Origin of the sequence: Fictibacillus norfolkensis, assembly GCF_014836645.1 — a bacterium.
In the GTDB taxonomy this organism is placed as follows: Bacteria; Bacillota; Bacilli; order Bacillales; family Fictibacillaceae; genus Fictibacillus; species Fictibacillus norfolkensis.
This window is the reverse complement of the sequence record NZ_JACSQM010000005.1, coordinates 39,337-60,488: the sequence shown is the minus strand read 5'-3', so window position 1 is coordinate 60,488 and position 21,152 is coordinate 39,337. Positions and strand designations below refer to the sequence as shown.

The 21,152-nt window shown below is 35.8% G+C and carries 22 protein-coding genes and 1 pseudogene; 16 read left to right on the top strand and 7 right to left on the bottom strand.

Translation table 11 applies throughout. The annotated features are described in order from the left end of the window. Positions 1 to 141: 141 nt before the first annotated feature. Positions 142 to 705, bottom strand: coding sequence for a hypothetical protein (locus H9648_RS12435; protein WP_191754145.1), 564 nt, complete (start codon positions 703 to 705; stop codon positions 142 to 144). A 192-nt stretch (positions 706 to 897) separates the two neighbouring features. On the opposite strand from H9648_RS12435, the gene H9648_RS12430 reads away from it, so the two are divergent. The 4 genes from H9648_RS12430 to H9648_RS12415 all read left to right on the top strand — a co-directional run bounded on the left by H9648_RS12430 (position 898) and on the right by H9648_RS12415 (position 5,160). After that, complete coding sequence (locus H9648_RS12430) at positions 898 to 2,163, top strand: O-antigen ligase family protein (RefSeq protein ID WP_191754144.1); 1,266 nt, start codon at positions 898 to 900, stop codon at positions 2,161 to 2,163. Positions 2,164 to 2,249: 86 nt separating this feature from the next. After that, positions 2,250 to 3,125, top strand: a complete 876-nt coding sequence (locus H9648_RS12425; RefSeq protein WP_191754143.1) for an aldose epimerase family protein — start codon at positions 2,250 to 2,252, stop codon at positions 3,123 to 3,125. A 159-nt stretch (positions 3,126 to 3,284) separates the two neighbouring features. Beyond that, positions 3,285 to 3,689, top strand: a complete 405-nt coding sequence (locus H9648_RS12420) for a hypothetical protein (RefSeq protein WP_191754142.1) — start codon at positions 3,285 to 3,287, stop codon at positions 3,687 to 3,689. Positions 3,690 to 4,209: 520 nt separating this feature from the next. Further along, positions 4,210 to 5,160, top strand: a complete 951-nt coding sequence (locus H9648_RS12415) for a hypothetical protein (RefSeq protein WP_191754141.1) — start codon at positions 4,210 to 4,212, stop codon at positions 5,158 to 5,160. A 145-nt stretch (positions 5,161 to 5,305) separates the two neighbouring features. On the opposite strand, the gene H9648_RS12410 is transcribed toward H9648_RS12415, so the two are convergent. Together H9648_RS12410 and H9648_RS12405 are read right to left on the bottom strand one after the other, a co-directional pair. Further along, complete coding sequence (locus tag H9648_RS12410; RefSeq protein ID WP_225218881.1) at positions 5,306 to 6,994, bottom strand: bifunctional metallophosphatase/5'-nucleotidase; 1,689 nt, start codon at positions 6,992 to 6,994, stop codon at positions 5,306 to 5,308. Positions 6,995 to 7,139: 145 nt separating this feature from the next. Next, a complete protein-coding gene (locus H9648_RS12405) occupies positions 7,140 to 8,048 on the bottom strand; it encodes a helix-turn-helix domain-containing protein (RefSeq protein WP_191754140.1) in 909 nt (302 codons plus the stop codon). A 189-nt stretch (positions 8,049 to 8,237) separates the two neighbouring features. Here H9648_RS12405 and H9648_RS12400 point away from each other — a divergent pair, with 189 nt between their 5' ends. The 7 genes from H9648_RS12400 to H9648_RS12370 all read left to right on the top strand — a co-directional run bounded on the left by H9648_RS12400 (position 8,238) and on the right by H9648_RS12370 (position 12,554). Beyond that, positions 8,238 to 8,393, top strand: coding sequence for a hypothetical protein (locus tag H9648_RS12400; RefSeq protein WP_191754139.1), 156 nt, complete (start codon positions 8,238 to 8,240; stop codon positions 8,391 to 8,393). Positions 8,394 to 8,493: 100 nt separating this feature from the next. Next, complete coding sequence (locus H9648_RS12395) at positions 8,494 to 8,919, top strand: DUF2712 domain-containing protein (protein ID WP_191754138.1); 426 nt, start codon at positions 8,494 to 8,496, stop codon at positions 8,917 to 8,919. A 350-nt stretch (positions 8,920 to 9,269) separates the two neighbouring features. Continuing rightward, positions 9,270 to 9,854, top strand: coding sequence for a hypothetical protein (locus H9648_RS12390; protein ID WP_225218880.1), 585 nt, complete (start codon positions 9,270 to 9,272; stop codon positions 9,852 to 9,854). Beyond that, a complete protein-coding gene (locus tag H9648_RS12385; protein WP_191754136.1) occupies positions 9,844 to 10,548 on the top strand; it encodes a WxPxxD family membrane protein in 705 nt (234 codons plus the stop codon). Before H9648_RS12390 ends, H9648_RS12385 begins: the two co-directional genes overlap by 11 nt. 1 nt (position 10,549) lies before the next feature. Next, positions 10,550 to 11,281: a DUF2705 family protein gene (locus tag H9648_RS12380; RefSeq protein WP_191754135.1), complete on the top strand. Its 732-nt coding sequence runs from the start codon at positions 10,550 to 10,552 to the stop codon at positions 11,279 to 11,281. 12 nt (positions 11,282 to 11,293) lie between these two features. Then, a complete protein-coding gene (locus H9648_RS12375) occupies positions 11,294 to 11,929 on the top strand; it encodes an ABC transporter ATP-binding protein (RefSeq protein ID WP_191754134.1) in 636 nt (211 codons plus the stop codon). Beyond that, complete coding sequence (locus tag H9648_RS12370; RefSeq protein WP_191754133.1) at positions 11,916 to 12,554, top strand: hypothetical protein; 639 nt, start codon at positions 11,916 to 11,918, stop codon at positions 12,552 to 12,554. Before H9648_RS12375 ends, H9648_RS12370 begins: the two co-directional genes overlap by 14 nt. A 66-nt stretch (positions 12,555 to 12,620) precedes the next feature. Here H9648_RS12370 and H9648_RS12365 read toward each other — a convergent pair whose 3' ends face one another. Further along, positions 12,621 to 12,944, bottom strand: coding sequence for a hypothetical protein (locus tag H9648_RS12365; RefSeq protein WP_191754132.1), 324 nt, complete (start codon positions 12,942 to 12,944; stop codon positions 12,621 to 12,623). Positions 12,945 to 13,280: 336 nt separating this feature from the next. Between H9648_RS12365 and H9648_RS12360 the strand changes: the two genes are divergently transcribed. From H9648_RS12360 to H9648_RS12340, 5 genes and pseudogenes are all read left to right on the top strand, one after another. Beyond that, entirely contained in the window at positions 13,281 to 15,131 is a 1,851-nt protein-coding gene (locus H9648_RS12360; protein ID WP_191754131.1) for a T7SS effector LXG polymorphic toxin, read from the top strand. Positions 15,132 to 15,146: 15 nt separating this feature from the next. After that, positions 15,147 to 15,596, top strand: coding sequence for an SMI1/KNR4 family protein (locus H9648_RS12355; protein WP_191754130.1), 450 nt, complete (start codon positions 15,147 to 15,149; stop codon positions 15,594 to 15,596). 301 nt (positions 15,597 to 15,897) lie between these two features. Further along, positions 15,898 to 16,404: an ankyrin repeat domain-containing protein gene (locus H9648_RS12350; RefSeq protein WP_191754129.1), complete on the top strand. Its 507-nt coding sequence runs from the start codon at positions 15,898 to 15,900 to the stop codon at positions 16,402 to 16,404. Positions 16,405 to 16,647: 243 nt separating this feature from the next. Continuing rightward, positions 16,648 to 17,105 (top strand): annotated as a pseudogene (locus tag H9648_RS12345) (DUF600 domain-containing protein). A gap of 266 nt (positions 17,106 to 17,371) precedes the next feature. Next, positions 17,372 to 18,130 (top strand): TrmB family transcriptional regulator, encoded by a 759-nt coding sequence (locus H9648_RS12340; protein WP_191754128.1) that lies wholly within the window; start codon positions 17,372 to 17,374, stop codon positions 18,128 to 18,130. Positions 18,131 to 18,333: 203 nt separating this feature from the next. Here H9648_RS12340 and H9648_RS12335 read toward each other — a convergent pair whose 3' ends face one another. The 3 genes from H9648_RS12335 to H9648_RS12325 form a co-directional block, all read right to left on the bottom strand. Beyond that, positions 18,334 to 18,903 (bottom strand): hypothetical protein, encoded by a 570-nt coding sequence (locus H9648_RS12335; RefSeq protein ID WP_191754127.1) that lies wholly within the window; start codon positions 18,901 to 18,903, stop codon positions 18,334 to 18,336. Between the two features lie 131 nt (positions 18,904 to 19,034). Beyond that, on the bottom strand, positions 19,035 to 19,748 hold the full coding sequence (gene deoD / locus H9648_RS12330) for a purine-nucleoside phosphorylase (protein ID WP_191754126.1): 714 nt from the start codon (positions 19,746 to 19,748) through the stop codon (positions 19,035 to 19,037). A 103-nt stretch (positions 19,749 to 19,851) separates the two neighbouring features. Further along, positions 19,852 to 21,024 (bottom strand): MFS transporter, encoded by a 1,173-nt coding sequence (locus tag H9648_RS12325; RefSeq protein ID WP_191754125.1) that lies wholly within the window; start codon positions 21,022 to 21,024, stop codon positions 19,852 to 19,854. Between the last annotated feature and the right edge of the window lie 128 nt (positions 21,025 to 21,152).

Genomic DNA, 21,152 nt, shown 5'->3' with positions numbered 1-21,152 from the left:
CCTACGTTAATAGAACTTTGTTTATTGGAGAACTATCTGGCTGTTATCTGCTAATACAAGAAAAGCATCCACTATAAGATGGGTGCTTTTCAAAATTTTTTTTAAGAATAATTATTCGAGATAATTTACAATATTATTCACTTAAAACTCGATTTTACCACCTTCAGGATAAAGAGTGATATACGGATTATCATAGTCTTCATCTTGTTCTTCTTCAGATCGTTCGGGTTGGCAGTATGCAATCGTAACGCCATCTATTAAATGGTTAGCTTTTAATTCTTTTAGAATTGTCTTACATGCAATTTCCACATCTACTACAGGGCAAAAAACGTTAGTCAAAAAAGATTCCACTTCCATTTCTCCACCATCAACAAATCCATTACCAGTCCATCCGAGGCATTCATTGATTAATTCTTCAACCTGATTCCGCTTTTCAAAAGCTTCTTCCATACTTAAACCTTCGTTCGAATGCTGAATGATGATTTCAGGAAGTTGATCTTCATCTAAAAAAACATAGCCTTGCTTAACTTTTTCATCAGCTAAGTTGCCCATTACCTTATTTGTACGGTGGAAGAGGGAAACTTTCATTTCTTTGCTTTCACCAGTATTTCCAACTATTCCCCAGTGTTCAATAATGGTCTTTCCTTCATTCCAGACTTCCCAATAATGGTATTGCTCGTTAATAGTTTTGATTAATTTCAACACGTATTGTTGCCCCCATCAATTCTTAAGATAGTACTAATTAAATTATATCCTTAGAGAGTTGAAAAAGAGAATAGTATTTTAAGACAGCCTATAGCTGCACCATTAAGATATCGTTTAGTTATTGTAAATATTGCATGGATGCTTCTTTTATTTAGTATGATGTTTCATTATGCGACAAAAAAGAGGTTATTTATGATTAATACCATTTTGAACAAATTAAAAAAGAATTTTACTGAGATAAGCATCTTCCTTTGTTTCATACTTCCCCCAGTTGGAATTGCTCTATTTGTGTTTTCAGGCTGGCATTATTTACATCAATTTTTCAAACAAGGAAAGCGAATCCATTTATCGCCAGGCTTGTTTCTTATTAGCTGCCTGTTTGTATCATCGTTAGGAGCAGCTTTTGCCATGGATGATTATTCGTACTTTCTTGTTTCAGCCTTACTTTTGGCGTACTTTGGGTTGTACTTAAAGATTAAAAATAATAGCGTGAAGAAAACCATTTACGCGTTTAAATGGATTACCATCTTAGGCGGTATTTATTTTTATAGCTTGTATCCGATTCAGCAAGTACTTATGAATCAAAAAGTAATCAGCTATTTTATGGGAACAGTGTTGATTGGTCATTCGAATGTGCAGCATTATGAAAGATTAATGGGTTCTGCTTATAATCCAAATTTCTCTGTAGCACTGCTATTATTCGGACTATCGTTTCTGCTTGCGGAGTTTCATAAAAATTTTAGAAGAATGCTTTATCGAAAATCTGCCTTACAAGCAGTTATAATCGGAATGTTTATCCATGCTATTTATCTAACGGAGTCGAGAGCTGGTTTTTCCATCATGCTCATTATTTTTGTTCTTGTTTCCTTCAGATGGAACAAATTATGGGCGAGTCTGTTTGTTCTTTTGTTGGGGATGAGCAACCATGTAATTTTTAATTGGATGCCACGGAGTGAACAATTGGTGGAATCGACAGGTATCAGGAAGGAGATCTGGAGAAACTCCTATGAGTTATGGCAGGATCATTCTTTATTTGGAGTGACTGCGTTAGGCTTTTATAAAGAATACTTTTATCATTTTAATGAACGAATTCCGCATGCTCACAACTTAGTCATCGGAATTTTCACCGAATACGGTGCTCTAGGTGGAGTGGCTTTTGTTATCGTTGTAATCATTAATATCTATAAGGTCGCATCCTTTTATTTATCCAAGGCGGGAAACAAAGAACATCTGGATGTTTTCTTGCTTTCCTTACCAGTCATGTTGCTAACGGGTGTCTTTGATTATGTGCTCTATTCGCCTCAGGTTGCAATACTTGCTATCATCTTGATGGCTTGTTGGGATAAGTATACGGAGCAACTACATTTAAATCCACGTGTAATGTACTATGTGAAGAAATGGATGTCATCCATTCCTTTAAAATCATGGAAAAACAAAAAACAATCTACAAGAATGTAGCAATGACAAGATTACAGATATTATGAATATAAGTTAAAATAAATGTGAAACAGTTGGTACGATTTTTAATTGAGAGGAATGGATACATGTATCACGTAAAACAGTTAAGTGATTCCAAATATAAAATTTACGAACTACAGGATGCTGCTACAAATTCTTGGGTTAAGGTCGCTCCAGAGCGTGGAGGTATCATCTTCTCATATGGGGTAGAAGGAGAAGAACTGCTCTATCTAAATGAAGAAACGTTCTATGATACAGACAAGAATGTAAGAGGCGGTATTCCAATTCTTTTTCCGATCTCTGGTCAGTTGTATGACGGAATCTATGAATGGGATGGAACAACGTATTCCATGAATAACCATGGATTTGCCCGCAACGCCGCCTGGGAAGTGATTGATAGCGAGATGGAAGGCCGTGCGTCACTAACTATTAAGATGACGAGTAATGAACAGACGAAAATCTCTTATCCTTTTGACTTTGAAGTCCTATTTACCTATGTATTAAAGAAGGGAAAGCTGACTATCCATCAAGAATATATGAACATGGGGAATCAGCCTATGCCTATGTATGCTGGCTTCCATCCCTATTTTAAAACGAGTGAAAAGCACCTTTCCTATGAAACAGATGCTACGAGATACTTTGACTATAATGATCATGAAGAGAAAGAGTTTAAAGGTAGCGTTGATCTAGGAAGCTTAAAAGAGGCAATTGTTTTATTAGATGGGTCTCAACCTAGCATCTCTTTTAACCTTCCCTCATTGAAGAAGACAGTTAAAATTAACTATATCGAACCGTTTAAGTATATTATGTTATGGACAGAAGCTGATAAAGAATTTGTTTGTGTTGAACCTTGGATGGCAAAAACCGATGAGTTCAAAAGAAAAGAAGAACTTACTATGATCAATGAGAATGAAAGCCTTAAAACGGAAATTAGTATTCAACTAGAACCTTACAATGTCTAAAACAAAAAGCACACAATTTTGCGTGCTTTTTACTTTGCTTGTTGTATAGACTTATACTTATTAAAGGTGATTCTTGCTCCTTAAGTTCATACCAAACTCTCATTATCCTTAGCTGGTGCTGTTATCATTAGATCATTAACTTAATAAAGAGGTAGGAGAATGCAAAGGTATACAAAACTATTCATATCAGGAATTCTATTAGTGGTACTCTCAATTCAAAATGATATGTTCAAAGAGTTCATTTACCAGTGGGAAATCGATCAAAAATACAAAATTACGGAGATCAATGAAATGTATGCAGGTGCTCCCACTAGCTATCAATTCGGTTCAACAAGGATTGACACATTTCATATAACAAATGATGAGCCTCCTTTTCGAGATCCATGGGACAATATCATAAACTTAGCGGATGTGTATATTAAAATAGATGGTGAGAATAAAGAGGTTTTAAAGAATTTCCCTGTACAAATGGATGAAGGACTTAACCAATATTCACATTATGTATCTTATTGGCTCATTCATAACAAAAAGACAACAGAAGATTCTTTTGCAATTGTCATTTAAATGAAAAGAGGAATCATGAGGGATATGAATGGGTTCATACCTAATGAAGAACAAAAATATCGGATTTTTACGATTAGTGAAAAGGGTAATGTGAAAACAGAAGACTTTACCTACAAAACAAAATCCAAATTACAAACAAAACTAATTCCACCCATAAAGCAAGGACCAGCAGGATATTATTCAGACGACGGGTCGGCATACCCAACCATTTTCACTCTCATTTATCCATTGTTTTATCCTATAGTTACGTTTTTTATAGGAACTATTTTAATTATAGCTAGTCTTGTTCTATTTAATAGAAATAAGAAAAAGACAGAATACAATTCATAAGTTGAAAATGCGTACAAACTTCGTATTCTTAGCGGTTTTTTTCAATAAATCTTAACAGGTCACGGCATAGTAATTATGCGTGACCTTTTTTGCGTCGAATAAAAAAACCTTTTAATGGTTTATATAGAAATAATTTACAATTGTTGGTATATTTAAATAAATTATGTTTATTAGGGTAGGAGGCATCCTTATGTACAATCGTACAACATTAAAAGAAAAAGTTTCTCAAACTGCCGAGTGGATTGAATGTCCTGTACTAAACTGTAAGCATCAAGTGCCTCGACAAAAGAAAACGTTTAAAACAACAGACGATTACTTATGTCCAAATCATAACATCTTTCTATCTCCCACAACCTTTGAATACACAGACTACACCATGAACTTAATCTCAAAAAATCCTGAAGATATACAGTTATTAAGAACGATATTAAAAAAGAAGCGGGAAAACCGATTGGCACGAAATAATTCTGAAGATGCCGTAACGTGGAATATGTTTCGTTACTTGGAAACTAGTAATCAATTGGAGAGATACTTAGAATCTATAGGGATCCATAATGCCTGTAATCCGAAAATTCATTACTGGTGCTATGATAAGGAGTCTCAAAATACATATCCACTGCTATTAAAAGCGCGCAGTACATTCGGTGAAAAGCCTTCTAGTGGAAGCGAACCTGATCTAATAATAGAAACAGAGGACGCCATCATAGTAATTGAGTGTAAAACCGAATCAAGTAATAACACAATACCGTCTCGTGTTGCAGTAGAGAAGTTATACACAGAGGCTGACAATTGGTTCTTTACAAAAGTGTTTAATGCAGGTTTTTATACGATTGCGATTAAAGAAAAAAAGTATGAACTGTTACGATTTTGGCTGCTCGGCCTTTGGATGGCAAAACAAAAAAAGAAGGCATTTTATTTGATTAACCTTGTGCGTAGAATAAAAGAGCGAAACATTGAACGGGAATTTGGAAAACACCTAACTTCAGGAATGGGTACTTTCAAACGAACAACTTGGGAAGAGATGTACCATTTTATTAAGAGGTCTTCATCACCAAACCAGAATATTGCTCTCCACTATCTAGAGAACCAAACTATAGGCTATACATCTTCTGGGAATATAAAGATGGGGTATCGGCTTTAAATAAGGGTACAAATATAAAGACTGAATGATTTTTAATTGAATTAAAAAGATGGATTGTCACCTTATCAATACCTAAAAGACTAATAAGAGGAAATTAATTAAAGCAGTAAAAGGCTGACTCAAAAATGAGCCAGCCTTTTACTGCTTATTGTCGTGCTACATCTACAATGCGCCCTTCAATTACAGGGTTAACATTTACTAACTCTGCAACATAATCACGTAGATTTTCCCAGTCAGATGCACCTAGATCTGTAACGCGTCCTTGCTCATAAGCATTCTTGAATACCGTGAATCCGTCTCCGCCTTTAGCTGTGAAAGCATTAGTTGCAATCACGTATTCTTGAGACGGGTTGATTGCAGTGAATGTTCCGTCTGCATTCTTCACTTCCATCGTTACTACACGGCTGCCAGCAGCTTTCGTGCTGTCATAAGTGAACTTCATGCCTGACACGTGAAGGAATCCGCCATGTTCTTTAGGAGCGTCCTTAACACTGTGCTCTAGTGCTTGTTTAATTTCGGTTCCTGTAAGTTTCATCGTAGCAAGCGTGTTTCCGAATGGCAAGGTAGTTAACACATCACCAAATGTGATTTCACCTTGATCGATTGTAGCGCGAATACCTCCACCATTTTGGAACGCCATTACGACGTTTGAATTATAGTCTTTTGCTTTATCAAGCATTCCATCTGTAATAAGGTTACCTAACTCGACTTCACTATTTCTTACACTTGGTCCAACATCGTTCGTACGAGGAGCTAGTAATACTTTTTCTGCAATTCCGCCTGTTGGTTTATTCTTAATTTCTGCCACTTTAGTGGAATACTTAACAAGTAACTCAGCAGCTTCTGGATCTGCTGCTTTGTCTGCTACCTTAATCAACTGTCCAGCTTGTCCAATCACTTTTCCTTTTTGATTGAACTGAACGTCCAGTGTTCCTAAGAAATCACCATACTGATAGGCTTGTACGATAACAGTAGGGTCTTTCTTTTTCCCTTTTTCATCTGTTGATACAACAACTGGAGCGTCAAGTTGTGTGTGACTATGACCACCAACGATAACATCAATACCATCAACATATTTTGCAAGTTGTAAATCATTATCATAAGCGACACTGTCATCATACCCAAGGTGGGTGAGGGCAACGATCTTATTAATACCAAGAAGTTGGAGAAGCTTTACCTCTTTAGTAGCTGCTTTAATGTAGTTTTGGAAACTAACTTTTTCTGGGCTTGAGATATCTTTTGTTTCTTCAGTTGTTAGGCCGATGAAACCAACGTATTCACCGTTTACTTTTTTTACTATTGATGAATAGATTTTTCCATCTTTGGGTCTGAAATCATAACCTTTATATAAGCTTCTTAGCTTGTCATCTTTTGAAAAATCAACGTTTGAACTGACAAATGGGAAATCGGCGTTTTTAACAAAGTCTGCCAAAGCTTGGTGTCCTTCTGGACTTGCGCCAAGATCGAACTCATGGTTTCCGAAAGTCATAAGGTCATAATCCATAAGATTCATAAATTCAAGATCAGCTTGTCCTTTGAATTCGTTGAAGTAAAGCGTGCCAGAGAATACGTCTCCTGCATCAAGCAATAAGGCATCAGGCTTTGCCGCGCGTACTTCTTTGACAGCGGTGACTTTTTTGGCAACACTGTCTAATCGTGCGTGCGCATCATTTGTATGCATAAGAGATAAGTTAAAAGGGCGGTTGTTCTTATGATGATTCTTACCATGCTTATGGTTCGAGTCTGCTGATGCAGTTATAGCCAACTGGGAAGAGATCAACCCAACAGCAAGGGAACTAGCTAGTAATCTTTTAAACGTTTGTTTAAGGGGCATTTCATCACTATCCTTTCAAATTAGTCATACTATATTAATTTAGCATGTAATAATTAGAAATGGAGTCGTAATTTGTCGAAAAAAGTTTGAAATTAAAAGTTTAACGAAAAATTAACAAATTCTTAGGGATATAGTAGTAGAATCACTAAAAATTCAGTTCTCTGTATGAATCTTTAAGAAAATCTACTTTTTTTTCTTGTATATGTTGGACATATGATTTTTGATTTGTTAGTTCAAAAATAAATATTGCCTTATTGTAATTTGATGAAATTTCATAAAGGTCAAAATTGGTTTTTTCTTGGCAAACACCTTTTTGATAATAAAGTTGACCGAGGATATAAAAACTTTCTAGTTTCAGGCATGAATCAATGGCATTATCTATTACAATAAGAGCTTCATTATATTTTTGGTCTAGAGTATACACTTTAGATAAGTTATACATGACTTTTATTCTGAATTTTTGGAATGAATCAATGTGAATGGTATTACTAAGAATACTCTTATAATAGCTATAACTATTTGCGTAATCATTATTCTCAGCATAAATAGCGGCTATAGAGTTTTGTATCTTTAAGTCTTGATAATTATCTTGATCCAATAAATTCTTAGTTGATAATAGTTGCTGCAAATTGTTGATAACTTCCAAATATGGAACGAAGTCTAAATAATAAGATGATAGATGATAATACCAACTAATAAATTGTTCATATTGATATCCATATTGCTTTAGGTTATTCAATCTTTCGAACTTTGTAATTTCAAAAATTTCATCATACTTCTTATCTGAGCTTAATTTTTCAATCATATCAATAGTTGTTGCAACATATCCATTTCGTTCCTGAATTAATAAGGAAATAAAATAAGTAACTTCAACTCTCAATTTAATTGATATTAGATAAATCGTATCTATGCTCGGAAAACATTCTCCCGATTCAATTTTACTAATTGCAGCCTGCGAACATATTCCTTTCGCCAAATCCTTCTGTGACATCTTATAGTGCTTTCGTAACCTATGTATTTCTTCCCCTAGTCTATTCATGTTTAAGTTAAGCATTTCCCACCCCTTATAGAAAAATATAACAAAAGTTATATTTTTTGTCTTTCGACTTGAAAAAACTAAATTATGAGATAGGTTGTATCTAAAATCCGTATATTTCGAGAAATCAGTATTTTTCCATATATTGTAGCATTGATTTAAGCGAAATATAGGTAATTAGTTTGTTACTTTAAGGAGAGAAAAACAGTGAAAAAGATTCTAATTTATCTTGTCCTAGGTATTTTTCTGATAACCGGGGGCGTGTACAACTTAGATCAATCAAAAGAAAAATCTAACCACCACGCATCGGTTAGTGTTGTAACGCCAGAAGCACACGAAGATGATTTACCGTTTGAACATTGATTCATAGTGATATTTCAAGATTTGTAATAGAGTAACTTGCTTAAGTTAACCAATTACAATCTTTAAATATAAATTGTTTTTAAATAAGGGAGGAAATGAAATGAAGAAAACGATTAAAAAGTATTACAGAGTAGGATTAGCAGGTGTGATGGGCATTACATTACTAACAGCAGGAAACGTGGCATTAGCAAGTAATGATAACATTGAGTATAGTTTCAGCTTAAAACCTGAGCATGCGAATTCTTATTCTAAGGAAAGATATCGCCAAACGACTGATACGAGTAATAAGTGGAAAGTTAACTATTCCTATTCTAGTGAAGGTAAAGGAACAGTGGCTACATATTGGTTAGATAAGAGTGGTACACGAGTATCTGATACACATGATGTTGCTCAAGGTTCAGGTGCTAAATACTATACTGCATTTAGTACTGCAAACCAAGAGAATGTTAGGCTGGGTGTTGAGAATAATAACTACACAACAAGTGGATTCACTGCTTCTGGATATTGGGATGAAGAAATCAACTAATTAAGATTAAAAGGAAACAGTGGCAATTATTGTTGCCGCTGTTTTTAAACAATGTAGGACATGTTTGCATAAATAAAAATTAGAATAATAATATATTTATAGAATATTAATTGTTATTTTTTAGCTCTCTTACACTTGTTTTTTGAATCAAATAATATATGAGCTGGGTGATTACAATGGCTAGTGAATTCTATCGTATTTTTCGTACAAAACTAAGTCGATCCATTTTTTTTATTATCTTACTCATTCCCTGTGTTGAAGTTGTTCAATTATTATTAGTGAAGTTTCAATCAGGTCATGAACTCTATCCCCCCTTTTCTTTCTTTTTGTCAGGCTCTAGCAGGGGGCATATGACACAAGCATTATTATTATGGTTTCTTCCCCTTTTTCTATTACTTTTAGGTTCTGATACCGTCATTCAAGATTATCGAACAGGAAGTCAAAATATCTTTATTAGTAAATACGGAAAAAAGAAATACTTTTCATATAAATTAGCTACGTCGTTTCTTATCTCATTCTTTGCAATGTTTATCTCTCTCTTATTGAATTTTATTTTAGTCTCTCTTTTTTTTATGGGTGGCAAAAACACTAAAGAATATTCATTGCCAGATAATCTTCTTTTTACATTAAGTATTGAACATCCATATTTGGCGGTCATTGTATTTAGCTTTACTGCGTGTTTGCTTGCAGGATTTGCGGGGCTGCTTGGAGCATCGTTCAGTCTATTTTTTCAAGATCGTAAGTATTCTTATTCAGCGGCTTTCTTTGTTTGGTTCTTTTTAGTCATTAGAGATGATTCGTTAATGTACTTATTCCAACCATTTGCAGAGTATGGATTTGATACGCTTCTACCGGTCTTAGCTACTGCCTTAGCTGTTTTTATTTCGATACCTGCGCTCATTTACTTCTATGAGGTGAAATTTAATGACGGGTAAAAGATTCATCGTATCATTTGCAATTCTGTTATTATTCATCGTGCTCTGGTTTATAAATAATAGCCGGTATCTAGGGTTTTCTACATTAGAATCTTTAATTTATATGAATAATAGTGCATTTGGCTATAATTCTTTCAAAGCGTATGCCCTGTTTTATACCATTCCATTTTTGTTCTTTTTAAATTTTTTCTTACCTTTAGAAAAACCGTATACACTTGTTAGGCTTTCAAGAGAAAGACATTATTTCAAAGTTGTAGGGAAAGTTTTTTTGATGGCTTTTATGTTTTCGTTAAGCCACATGATGATTAACAACCTGTTAACGTTTCTTTTTATAGATGTAGAATTATTAAAAGAAGTTCGTTATTTTTTTATAAGTTTCGTTCAAATGATAGGGCTTGTTCTCTACTTTTCCTGGATAGGCATAATGTATAGGATTATCTATGACCTTAGTAACTCTTTTGGTATAGCGATATTTGCAACTTACTTATTTGTAGGTATTCTCTATTCCTTTGGTCTGCTATTAATTCCAGAAAATGTTTGGGATCCTTATAAGGATTTAAATATCTTTCAATCATTATTAGAAAATAAAAAAACAATAACCGATGTTTTTCTATCATACATACGACTATTTGCATTAAGTGTTATCTTCTATCTAATTGGATCACCGTTATTTTTTAAAAAGGATATTTTATAAAATGATCAAAAATAAAGCTCTATTCTTACTGGTTATAATCATTATGATTATACAAGCTTTATTAATAAATGATTTTGAAACGTTATATTCATCTCTGCCATTTCTGGATGGCGTTCCAATTACCTCTTCATATGCATTGGAAAACAAATTTCTTGTTTATTGGATATTACCAATTGTTGCAATGAGCTTCTACTTTACAGGATATTGTAGAGATGCTCTTGAAACATATGGAAAAATCATAATCATACGGAACTATGGAAGAACAAGATGGCTATATAAGCGTTACCTATCTATGATGATTGTAAGTTTTATCTTTGTTGTTATACAGGCTCTTATATTTAAGTTTCTATTAACAGATTCAAACATCAATTTAAAAGTAATAGATATTACTAAACTTTTATTTATATATTTTTTAACTCTATCGACTTTAATTTCCTTGCAGCTAACCATGGAACTGTTTATATCTCCACAAGCTTCGCAATTAATAGTAAATGCCTATGTTGTGATCTCAATCATTCTTGCAAAGCAAATGTATGTTTTCGGGGCTGGAGGATTCATTTATTATTTACTTCTTCCAAACTATGCAATGGGATTTAAAAACGGTTTAACTTCAATACCAGAATTTCAAACCCCTGTTATTTCTTATCTGATAGGGATAACGATACTTATTAGTATTTTAGTGTTTGTATTATTTATCGCAAGTAAGAAAATAAAAAAAATGGATATTTTCTAAGGTGGGATTCATATGATTGAAGTTAAAGATCTTAGTAAAAAAATCAAACAAACATATGTATTGAGAGATATTTCTTTTCAGTTCGAACGCGGAAAAATATACGGTATTTACGGAAAGAATGGCTCGGGGAAAACAATGCTTCTTCGATCACTGGCGGGACTTCTCGTTCCTACGGAAGGTAAAGTTCTAATAAACAGCAAAGAACTGCATAAAGATATATCCGTACCTCCTAGTGTAGGAATCATTATTGAAAATATGCAACTTCTTCCGCAGTTTGACGCGACTACTAATCTTAAAATGTTAGCCAAGATCAAGAAGATTGCTACAAAAGACGAGATCGATGAATCTATTAAAAGAGTAGGACTTGAACAACATGGGAAACTTAAAGTGAAGAAATATTCTTTAGGAATGAAACAGAGGTTAAATCTTGCTCAGGCTATTTTTGAGAAGCCTGATATCCTTTTGTTAGATGAGCCGACAAACGCTATAGATGAAAAAGGAGTTAGCCTTGTCCACAAGGTACTTACGGAAGAAAAGGAACGCGGTGCAATAGTAATAATTGCAAGCCATAATAAAGAAGATCTTTCTTTATTATGTGATTATACGCTTAAAATGTCAGACGGATTGTTAATAGATGAACAATTTTAAAAAAGTAGTTTTTATTGCGCTGGTCGTTTTGTTTTTATGTTTCCTAGGCACAAAATATCTTTTAAAAATCATTAAAAATGATAACCCAACTTTTTTTAATGCTGCAGAAGAAGTTATTCTCAAAAAAGGTGATTACTTAATCGGTAAGCAGGTGAAAGCTGGATTTTATGATGTGATTTCCTTATCAGATGATGTGTCGTTAATGCCTGTCAAGTTATCAAAAGGAGATATGATAGTTGGTCAGCGATTAGAAAATAATGCTCATGCCTTTGTTGTAGGAAATGGAAGTGTAAAGTTGTTGCCAGCCGAATATGTTCCTTTAAAAATGGACGCACAGAATAAGTATCGTATAGTTCACTCCGGAAATTATATGGTAGGAAAACAAATTTTAGAGGGTAGATATAAAATTAGCTATAAGGTTAGGGGCAAAGGGAAAGTAAAAGTAAAAGAAAAGCCTTTTGTTCAAATATTACCTGGTTACGGAAAAGATCAGTTGGATTCCTTTGCCTTCGAGAAGGTATCAACATATAAAATTAATCTGGAGACTGGAAATATTTTAGATGTACGTAAGTCCTTAGAGGAAGAATATGATTCAGTTGTTATCGAATTAACTCTTATAAAGTAAAGATAGGACTCAATTGAGCTTCGTGCAAAATTGAGTTTTATCTTTTTTTTAGGCTTTATTAAACAGTTAAACAAGGTTTAATAAGAATTTTTTTAGTAACCCAACAGATTTTTCATATGTCTTATCGCTTATGTTTTTTATAATTCCCAGCCAAATAGTAAACAAAATTATACAAAAGGCAATGGTTAAACCTCCCTTTGCAAAGCTAGTATGAATACCTTCTGGAATTACTAGAACGAAAGAAGAAATGATGAGTATCATTAAACTTATTAATATAGCTTTTTTCTCTATAGTTATAGTGTTTATACTAATTCTTTTTGTGCCTATTCTTAGAATGCCAAAATAGATAAAAACAATAAATCCGTTAAATATTGCAAAAATAATATCCATTAATTTTCATCCCTTTATACTTTAACTAAATCAGATTATTACCCTAGAATTAATACTATCACTAAAAATTGAAGGCACTTCAGATGAAGGCAAGTTTAAATAACGAAGAGTCAATCCTCTTACATATCATGAAAATTATATAAGATTTTAGTGATTTCTCAAATATCATTTTTAACCTCTAATAAAGTCTTTATCAAATAGAATCCTCTAAGAAGTTACTTATAAACATATGCGGAAAATGGTACACAAGTTTCATTGAAAATCACGGTTTATATATTGGATAATAAAGGAAGTGTAAAATAGGAAAACATTACAGACGAAAGAGGGCAACAGTAAATGGGAAGCAAAGTATACGAAGCCTCAACCTTAAAAGCTGCAACCAGTGAACGAGCCCACCATTATGAGCAATTAAGAGAACAATTTGAGACTTTAAAAAAAGAGTTTAGTAAAATAGTAGAGAACCATGACTTTAAAGGGCATGGAGCAGATGCGATCAAGGGATTCTACCAGGGACAGATGGATGTTATCGATGCCTGGATTCGGTTGATCGACACGAATGTCGGCTTTTTTAAAGGTATTCCTGGAGATACAGAGGATGTGGACCTTTCTGGAGATACATTCGTGCAGGTGCCTTTTTTAGAAGAGAACGTGGAGCGAGCGGGGAAACAGGCGAAGGATATGGTCGCTGATCAACAAGAAGCATTGCAGCACATTTTTAACAGAGTCAATGACCTTGTCTCCTTATCGGTATTTTCTAAAGATGCATATGAAGATCAGATGGATAAAGCTGAGAAAAAACGATCTGATACGGTCGATAAAGTAAACGAGTTCGATCAACGCTTATCAGAAGAGTACAGCATTTCTCAAAATCAAGAACAGCATATTTACGGGCTGTTCGCACAGCTGATGGAAGCGACACGGCAAGGGGAGACCATTTCTCCTCTCAACTTTAACGCGGAAGCTTACCACAATAGTGAAGTCTACAAAGCGATCGGACAAGCGAAAAAAGATACCTCTGATTATCTAACGTTTAAAAAGCAGCAAAAAGAGGATCGAAGGATTGCAAAAGAAATCGAAGAAATGGAAAACAGACCATTTTACGAGAAGGCGTGGGACACTGTCTGTACGTTTACAGGTGAAGTAACCGGATATTACGATACACAGCGAGCTGCGACGGGCGTTGATCCTGTCACAGGACGCAAACTGAGTGATGCAGAACGCGTTACATCTGGCGCTATGGCAGCAGCAGGCTTTGTTCCGTTCGTCGGTTGGGCAGGGCGAATCGGTAAGGGTGGATCGGCCGTCTACAAAACGGTAAAAGGAGCGAATGCCGCGAATCATATGCTCGATGCCCACCGAACGGCGCAGGGACTAAAGAATCTCCAAAAAGCCGAATATGGCATATATGGACTTGTGTCAGCGAACGGTTTTGGGGAGTACTTCACCGGAAAAGACATGTTTGGCAATGAATTAACGGAACAACAGTGTAACCAGAGTCTGTTTAATGCTTTTGCAATAGTAGGAGTCGGCGGTGCAGGGTATGGACTAAGCAAAGTAGATATGGGGAAATTCGTTCAGACGAAATTCCCTTACAGCACTCAATATGCGAGACAGAAGCTTTTGCAGGCTGAAGAAATGGCTAAGACCATAAAGCACAATGTAGGCAACACACACATACCAATCGGATTCAAAGTCCACGCGTTTGCTTCACCGACCGGTCATGTGATTAGAACGATTAGCACGGAGACGAAGACTGTTAAGGAATTGATGCAGCAGAGTGCGGTGCAAAAACCAAGAAATTCTCCTGTTCCAGAGAATTGGAAGAAAAAAGGTGGACACGTAGAAATAGATGAAAATGGGACTTGGATCTATACCAATAAGAAGGGGCAATCAGTAAAATATATAGATGGTTATCCAGATTTCACACCGTATATGCACCCCACTGTGCGTCCAGTAGAAATTAATATTGCTAGCCCAACTAATCGTCCTCTTGATTATAAGGAAGCAAATTTAAAAGCTGGTTTAAGTAAAGATTCTGATCCACCTGTACCAGCGTTCAATAAGCCGCCTGCAGGCTATATATGGCACCATCATCAAGACGGTAAAACAATGATTCTTGTAGAAAAAGATATTCATAGAGAGTTCACTCATTCTGGAGGAGTATCAACTGTTAATGGAGCTAGATAAGAGGAGGATATTACAATGATATTGATAGAAAGTGATAACGAAAAAATTTCAATAGAAACCATTAAACAATTTGAATATAAAAACGAAGTAAAGTTAACCGAAAAATACAAAAAATTTTTACTTCAGTGGAATGGTGGTTACCCTTCCGCTAGTACATTTAAAATTTCAGATGAAAAAGGGCATAGTGTTTTAAATGTATTTAATGGCATCGGAGATATGTATGATAATTTAGAGAAGGTAATCAATATATATGAGTATAGGCTTCCGAATGGGTTTATTCCTATTGCAGACGATTCTGCAGGTAACGTGATTTGTTTGGGAACTAATGAATCCTATTATGAAAATATTTATTTTTGGGATCATGAACAAGAATCAGAGAATCCGGATGATATGAGTAATATGTACTTTCTTGCAAATGATATTAACAAATTTTTAAGCATGTTACATGAAACACATGATGAATAAATTTTTTGTAAGAAAGATTGATTTTAATCTTGAATGACAACATGTCATTCAAGATTTTTTTCTCAAGATGACAAATTTTATCTTTGAACGATGGAATATGTAAAGGATACGTATAGAGTTTGTAACAGAGAAAGTAATAGTATAGGATGGCAGATATTCAGTGTTTTAATTACTCAAATGATAGAATTGTATAGTATAGAAGTGTGATACTTTTAACGATTATCTTGAGGATACTTTTAGAGAAGCTTAGCAATTGGTAGTAATCTGATAAATGCTTACATATTAATATGGAGATAAGGCCGTGGTTAATGTGCATCAATATAAAGAAATCAGGCTTGCCATTAAAAACTTTGAAAACGATAAAGTTAAGCTATTAATTGGTCATGATAAAGAAGTCTTAAACACAATGACAACGTTTGGCACATGGCTACATGTAGCTGCCAAACATGGAAATCTTGAAGTATGTAAATATCTAATTGAACAAGGAATCGATATTAACACAAAAGGTGGAACTTTTGATGCTTCAGCATTAAATTTAGCAGCAGGTGCAGGGCATCTGGAGATTGTAAAATATCTGTTAGATTCAGGGGCAGAATTAGATGAGAGCTTAGCAAAAAGGAATCCATTGTTCGGAGCAATTTATGGCGGGCATAAAGACATGGTTGAGCTCCTAGTCGAATCAGGAATTGATATTTCAAAACGATATACGGGAGAGAGTTTGAAAAATATGAATGCATATGAATATGCTAGAGAATTTGGGCAGACAGATATTGCAGAGTATTTAAGACAGCAGATGGACGGAAAATAATAAGTCAAAGAAAACACTTGAATGTCAATAGGCAACAAGTGTTTTCCTTGTTTTAGGAGAATGCATTTTAGTAAGTAATTATTTCAGTTTAGTTATAAGGGTTCAGAGAGCAGGCAGAGTATTATCTACTAATTGAGATAGAAGAATTTATGAAACTTAACACGCAGAGAGAATTTAGAGACAATTTATAATATTTATTACTCTATTGATGGTAAATCAATTATTTTAGGAGTGAAAAGAAGGATGACAGAATTTGAAGATAAATTTAGTGCACTGCAAGCAGATATGGTGTCTATATGTTTGGAATATGTAGAGGATAGGGCTGATAAAATATATATCTATGCTTCTTGTGAAGAAACTGTAAGATCAAGTAAATTCTTTTATTTAATTAATAATCAATATGTCAAGCCTCATAAATTGAATGACATATTGAAGAATGGGGACAAAGAATATGACGTTTCTACTAAACGTCAGTTTATGGTATTAGATATTTTAAACGAAGATATATAGAGAGTATTAAAAATACATGTAAAGATTATGAGAGAGATATGCCAACTGAAATGAAACTAATATATGATGTAAAAAGTCGTAAATTTAAAGCTGAATACAAGTATGAGTTAGTATATATGAATGATGAGAGTAAAACTGCAAGTGATATAGCGGATGAGTGGTTTAAAGAAATAAAAAGTAATAATCTCTAAATATTTAATGGAATATATAAGGTAATTATTCAAATCCCAGGGTAAATAATTGCTTCAGAATAGTTAGATCAAAAACCACTGCGAATTGTTAATTCACAGTGGTTTTATACATATATAAGCAACTAAATCGTGGGTACACATTCTATTGGTGGTATTAAAACAAATCAAAAAATTGCCCCCAAAAGAAACGTTTCAAGGACTAGCAGTACGGCCATAATTGTTTTAAGATAGCTGTAGAAGATAAGAGGCTATTTTTAGGAGGAACCATGCTACAAAAATTCGGTTTTTCACAATACGAAAGTCAGGTGTTCGAGGTTCTTGCGTCAAGCGAGGAGCCGATGGACGCGACAAATATCGTTAAATACTCGGGTGTTCCGAAATCCAAGATATATGAAGTGCTATCGCGCATGATCGAAAAAGGCATGGTGCTGGATTCGGTGTCAGAGAAGAAGAAGTTGTATACCGCGCTGCCGCTATCAATCGTGATCGAGAAGCTGACAACAGAATTTCAGCAAAACGTGGAGCAGCTCAAAAATAATACATCGAAGCGAAAGTTTTACGATGAACACGTTTGGAGTCTGAAGGTGGATTCGTCGATTCGAGCACAGACGAAGCAGCTTCTGCAAACGGCCGAGAAATCCATTCGTGTTTCTGGCTGGCAAGATGATATTCAAGAGATCCTACCGATCCTGCAAGAAAAAGAAAAGCAGGGCGTGGATGTAGAAGTTCTTGTTGTGGGAGAGTTGGAGTCTACGCTGTCCCATGTGCACACGTTGATTCCCGCGCAGGAGCATCATTCGCTAGAGCGGTTTCGCCTCGTGGTGGTCGATGAGACGGAAGTTATTTTTGCAGGGATGGAAAGTCAGAGCTGGCAAGCATTAAAGACCAAATCTCGTCCTTTCATCAAAGTTTTTATTGAGTTCTTTTATCATGATGTGGCGTTAGCTAAGATTACCGAGAAGCATTCGGAACTAATGATGAACGATGAAGAGATTAAGAGCGTATTGATGAAGTTGAGATACTAAAAAGGTAGGGCTGACCCCAAAAGAGCACTTCACGTGATCTTGGTAGGTCAGCCTTATTTCATTTTATAGTCTGATTGTGGGGAAGCCAATTCCTATTAGTCAAAATGAACATCTTATGGGTCAAACATAGATAAAAGTAATCAAAGCGGTGATGCTGATTAGGTTTAAATTAAGGGTTCCTTTTTGCCGTGCTCAAATTTTGCTTATTCATTGTTCATTAAAGAAAACATAACTTCATTACTTATTGCAACAATACTAGACCCATCATAACTGATCCAAAAAACACAGCTCGTACTTTTCATGTTTACGATAACAGTTTGTTTTTCCCGGTCATAACAGGAATTTGTAAACTTCCTTTTTCCATAACTAAATACATCATGCTTCAGCGACCATAACACAAGATTATTTGAACTGCCATTTCCATAAAAGTAAGGGAATAGAGCACTGAATTGTTCGGTGTTCTCAATCTTCATTTTATAAAAGCAATCATTCTTTTTTTCCGACGTAATGGTTTCAAAGTGTACTTGTAGGAAGTTACAATCTTGCTCGAGTTCTTTTCTCTGATCATGATAGATTTCTGCCATCACGAAAATGGGAAATTGATTGATTTGCTGCATCCACTGAGTTGTTAATTTTTCTGGATTCACTTCACTTATCAGAGAACACTCAACAATATATTCCTTTGGTCCATCGATGGCAAAAGGGAAATAGCCACCTTCATCCGGCGCGTCTGAAATAGAATCATTGGGTATGATTTCTAGCTCGATTTTCATTATAGGGCTCCTCATCTATGATCGTTAACATGATTGTATCAAAGTTAGATGGAACGCGGTCTATGTAGTGCGTAAGAAAAAAGTCTACAAAAAAAGCCCAGAATCAACTCTGAGCTTTTTGCATCTTTATTTTAGTTTTCTTCAGAACTCACAACTTCCAAAGCCATCTCAATCATATCGTTGAACGTTGTTTGGCGCTCTTCAGATGTTGTTTCTTCACCTGTGAAGATGTGGTCACTTACTGTTAAGATCGATAGTGCGTTCACACCGTATTTCGCTGCGATCGTGTAAAGTGCAGTTGTTTCCATTTCAACCGCTAACACACCGTTATCCGCAAGCTTTTTCACGATATCCATGCTGTCACGGTAGAACAAGTCAGCTGTTAACACGTTACCAGCTTTGATCATTAAGCCTTTTGCCGTTCCAGCTTCATATGCTTTTCTTAAAAGATCGAAGTTCGCGCAAGGTGCGAAGTCGATGTTAGGAAACGTCAAGTGGTTCATGCGAGAATCCGTTGATGCTGTCATCGCAAGGATTACGTCACGTACTTTTACGTCTTGTTGAATCGCGCCACACGTACCAACGCGGATTAAGTTTTTTACGCCATATTCACGGATCAATTCGTTCGTGTAGATCCCGATCGACGGAATCCCCATGCCTGTCCCTTGAACAGATACGCGTTTTCCTTTGTATGTTCCTGTGAATCCAAGCATGCCTCGAACTTCGTTATAGCATGTTACGTCTTCTAAAAATGTTTCTGCAATATATTTTGCACGAAGCGGATCCCCTGGTAATAGGATGCTTTCTGCGATTTCACCTTGTTTTGCGCCGATATGAATACTCATTTGTTCACCATTACATCGTTACGATTGTAATGGTTTCACCTCCTCAGGAATTGATAACTTACCAAAAATTTCTCTACCTTCATCATGCCATAGTTTTCGCAACCTAGCTAATAGTATGTGCAGATTCTCGGGGCCGGCGTGCTTTTTTTGTCATGGAAAGCACAGCGGTTCCAAGTGCTAAGATGATCAGCAGTCCTCCGACCGTTGCGTTGTTTTCGACAGATGCGTTCTCAATCACGATTCCGCCGATCATGGACCCGAACGCGATCCCGAAATGAAGCGCAGAGTTGTTCAGACTCTGCTGAATGTCGGACGTTTCAGGTGATGACTCGATCAGATAGCTCTGCATCGCAGGCGTGATCGCCCAGCTAAGCATGCTCCAAATGACCATAACCACTAAAAATAACGGAAAAGCAAAAGTTGTATATGGAATCATAAAGATTGAAACCGCAAAAACAATAATAACGCCTATAATCGTAGGCTTTGTGCCGAACTTGTCAGCAAGCATACCGCCAATTCCACCGCCAAAGACGGCAGCGACACCGAATATTAAGTATACGATGCTCACCCATGTTCCGTTAAGTCCAAGCGCCATTTTTAAAAACGGAGTCAGATATCCGTATAACGTCAGATGACCAGCTAAGAACAGAAACGACGTGATCTGCGCAAACAAGATCCGTCTGTTTTTTAATGTGCGCAGCTGTTCTCTGATCGGAATCGCAGGTTTTGGAGCTAAACGGTTCATAAAGAAATGCACACCGAGTATGGATAAAACGGTAAGTGCTGTGATCAAGATGAACGGTGCGCGCCAGCCGAACGCATTTCCGAGCATTAAGCCGACCGGTATGCCGAGTACGAGCGATGCACTGATTCCCATAAACACAACACCGATCGCACGAGCTCGGTATTTTTCTTCCACGATGTTAGACGCCATCGTCACACAAAGTACAACGAGCAACGAACCACTGACCGCGGATAGGATTCGAGCGATGAGCAGCATCGAATACGTCTGACTCACGATTACGAGTGCGTTTCCGGCTAGGAACACAAATAATGAGAGGATCGTTAGCCGCTTTCTTTCAATATGAGCAGTCATCGTAAGCAGGATAGGTGCCGCGATGGCGAACACGAGTGAGAAAATCGTGATCAGAAAGCCTGCCTTGCCGAGACTAACGCCAAGATCGTCAGCAATCAGGTCTAAGATGCCGCCGATGATCAACTCGACCATCCCAACCACGAACGAAACAATCGTTAACAAATAAACACGTTTGTTCATATATATCTACCTTCTTTTATATAAAAGTTACCCCTGTAATGGTAACTTATTTTTAGTTTTGTGGCAATAACGAAAATGATGTTAAAAATAGGGTTTAAGAGAGGGATGAATCTGGAGTGGACAGTAAA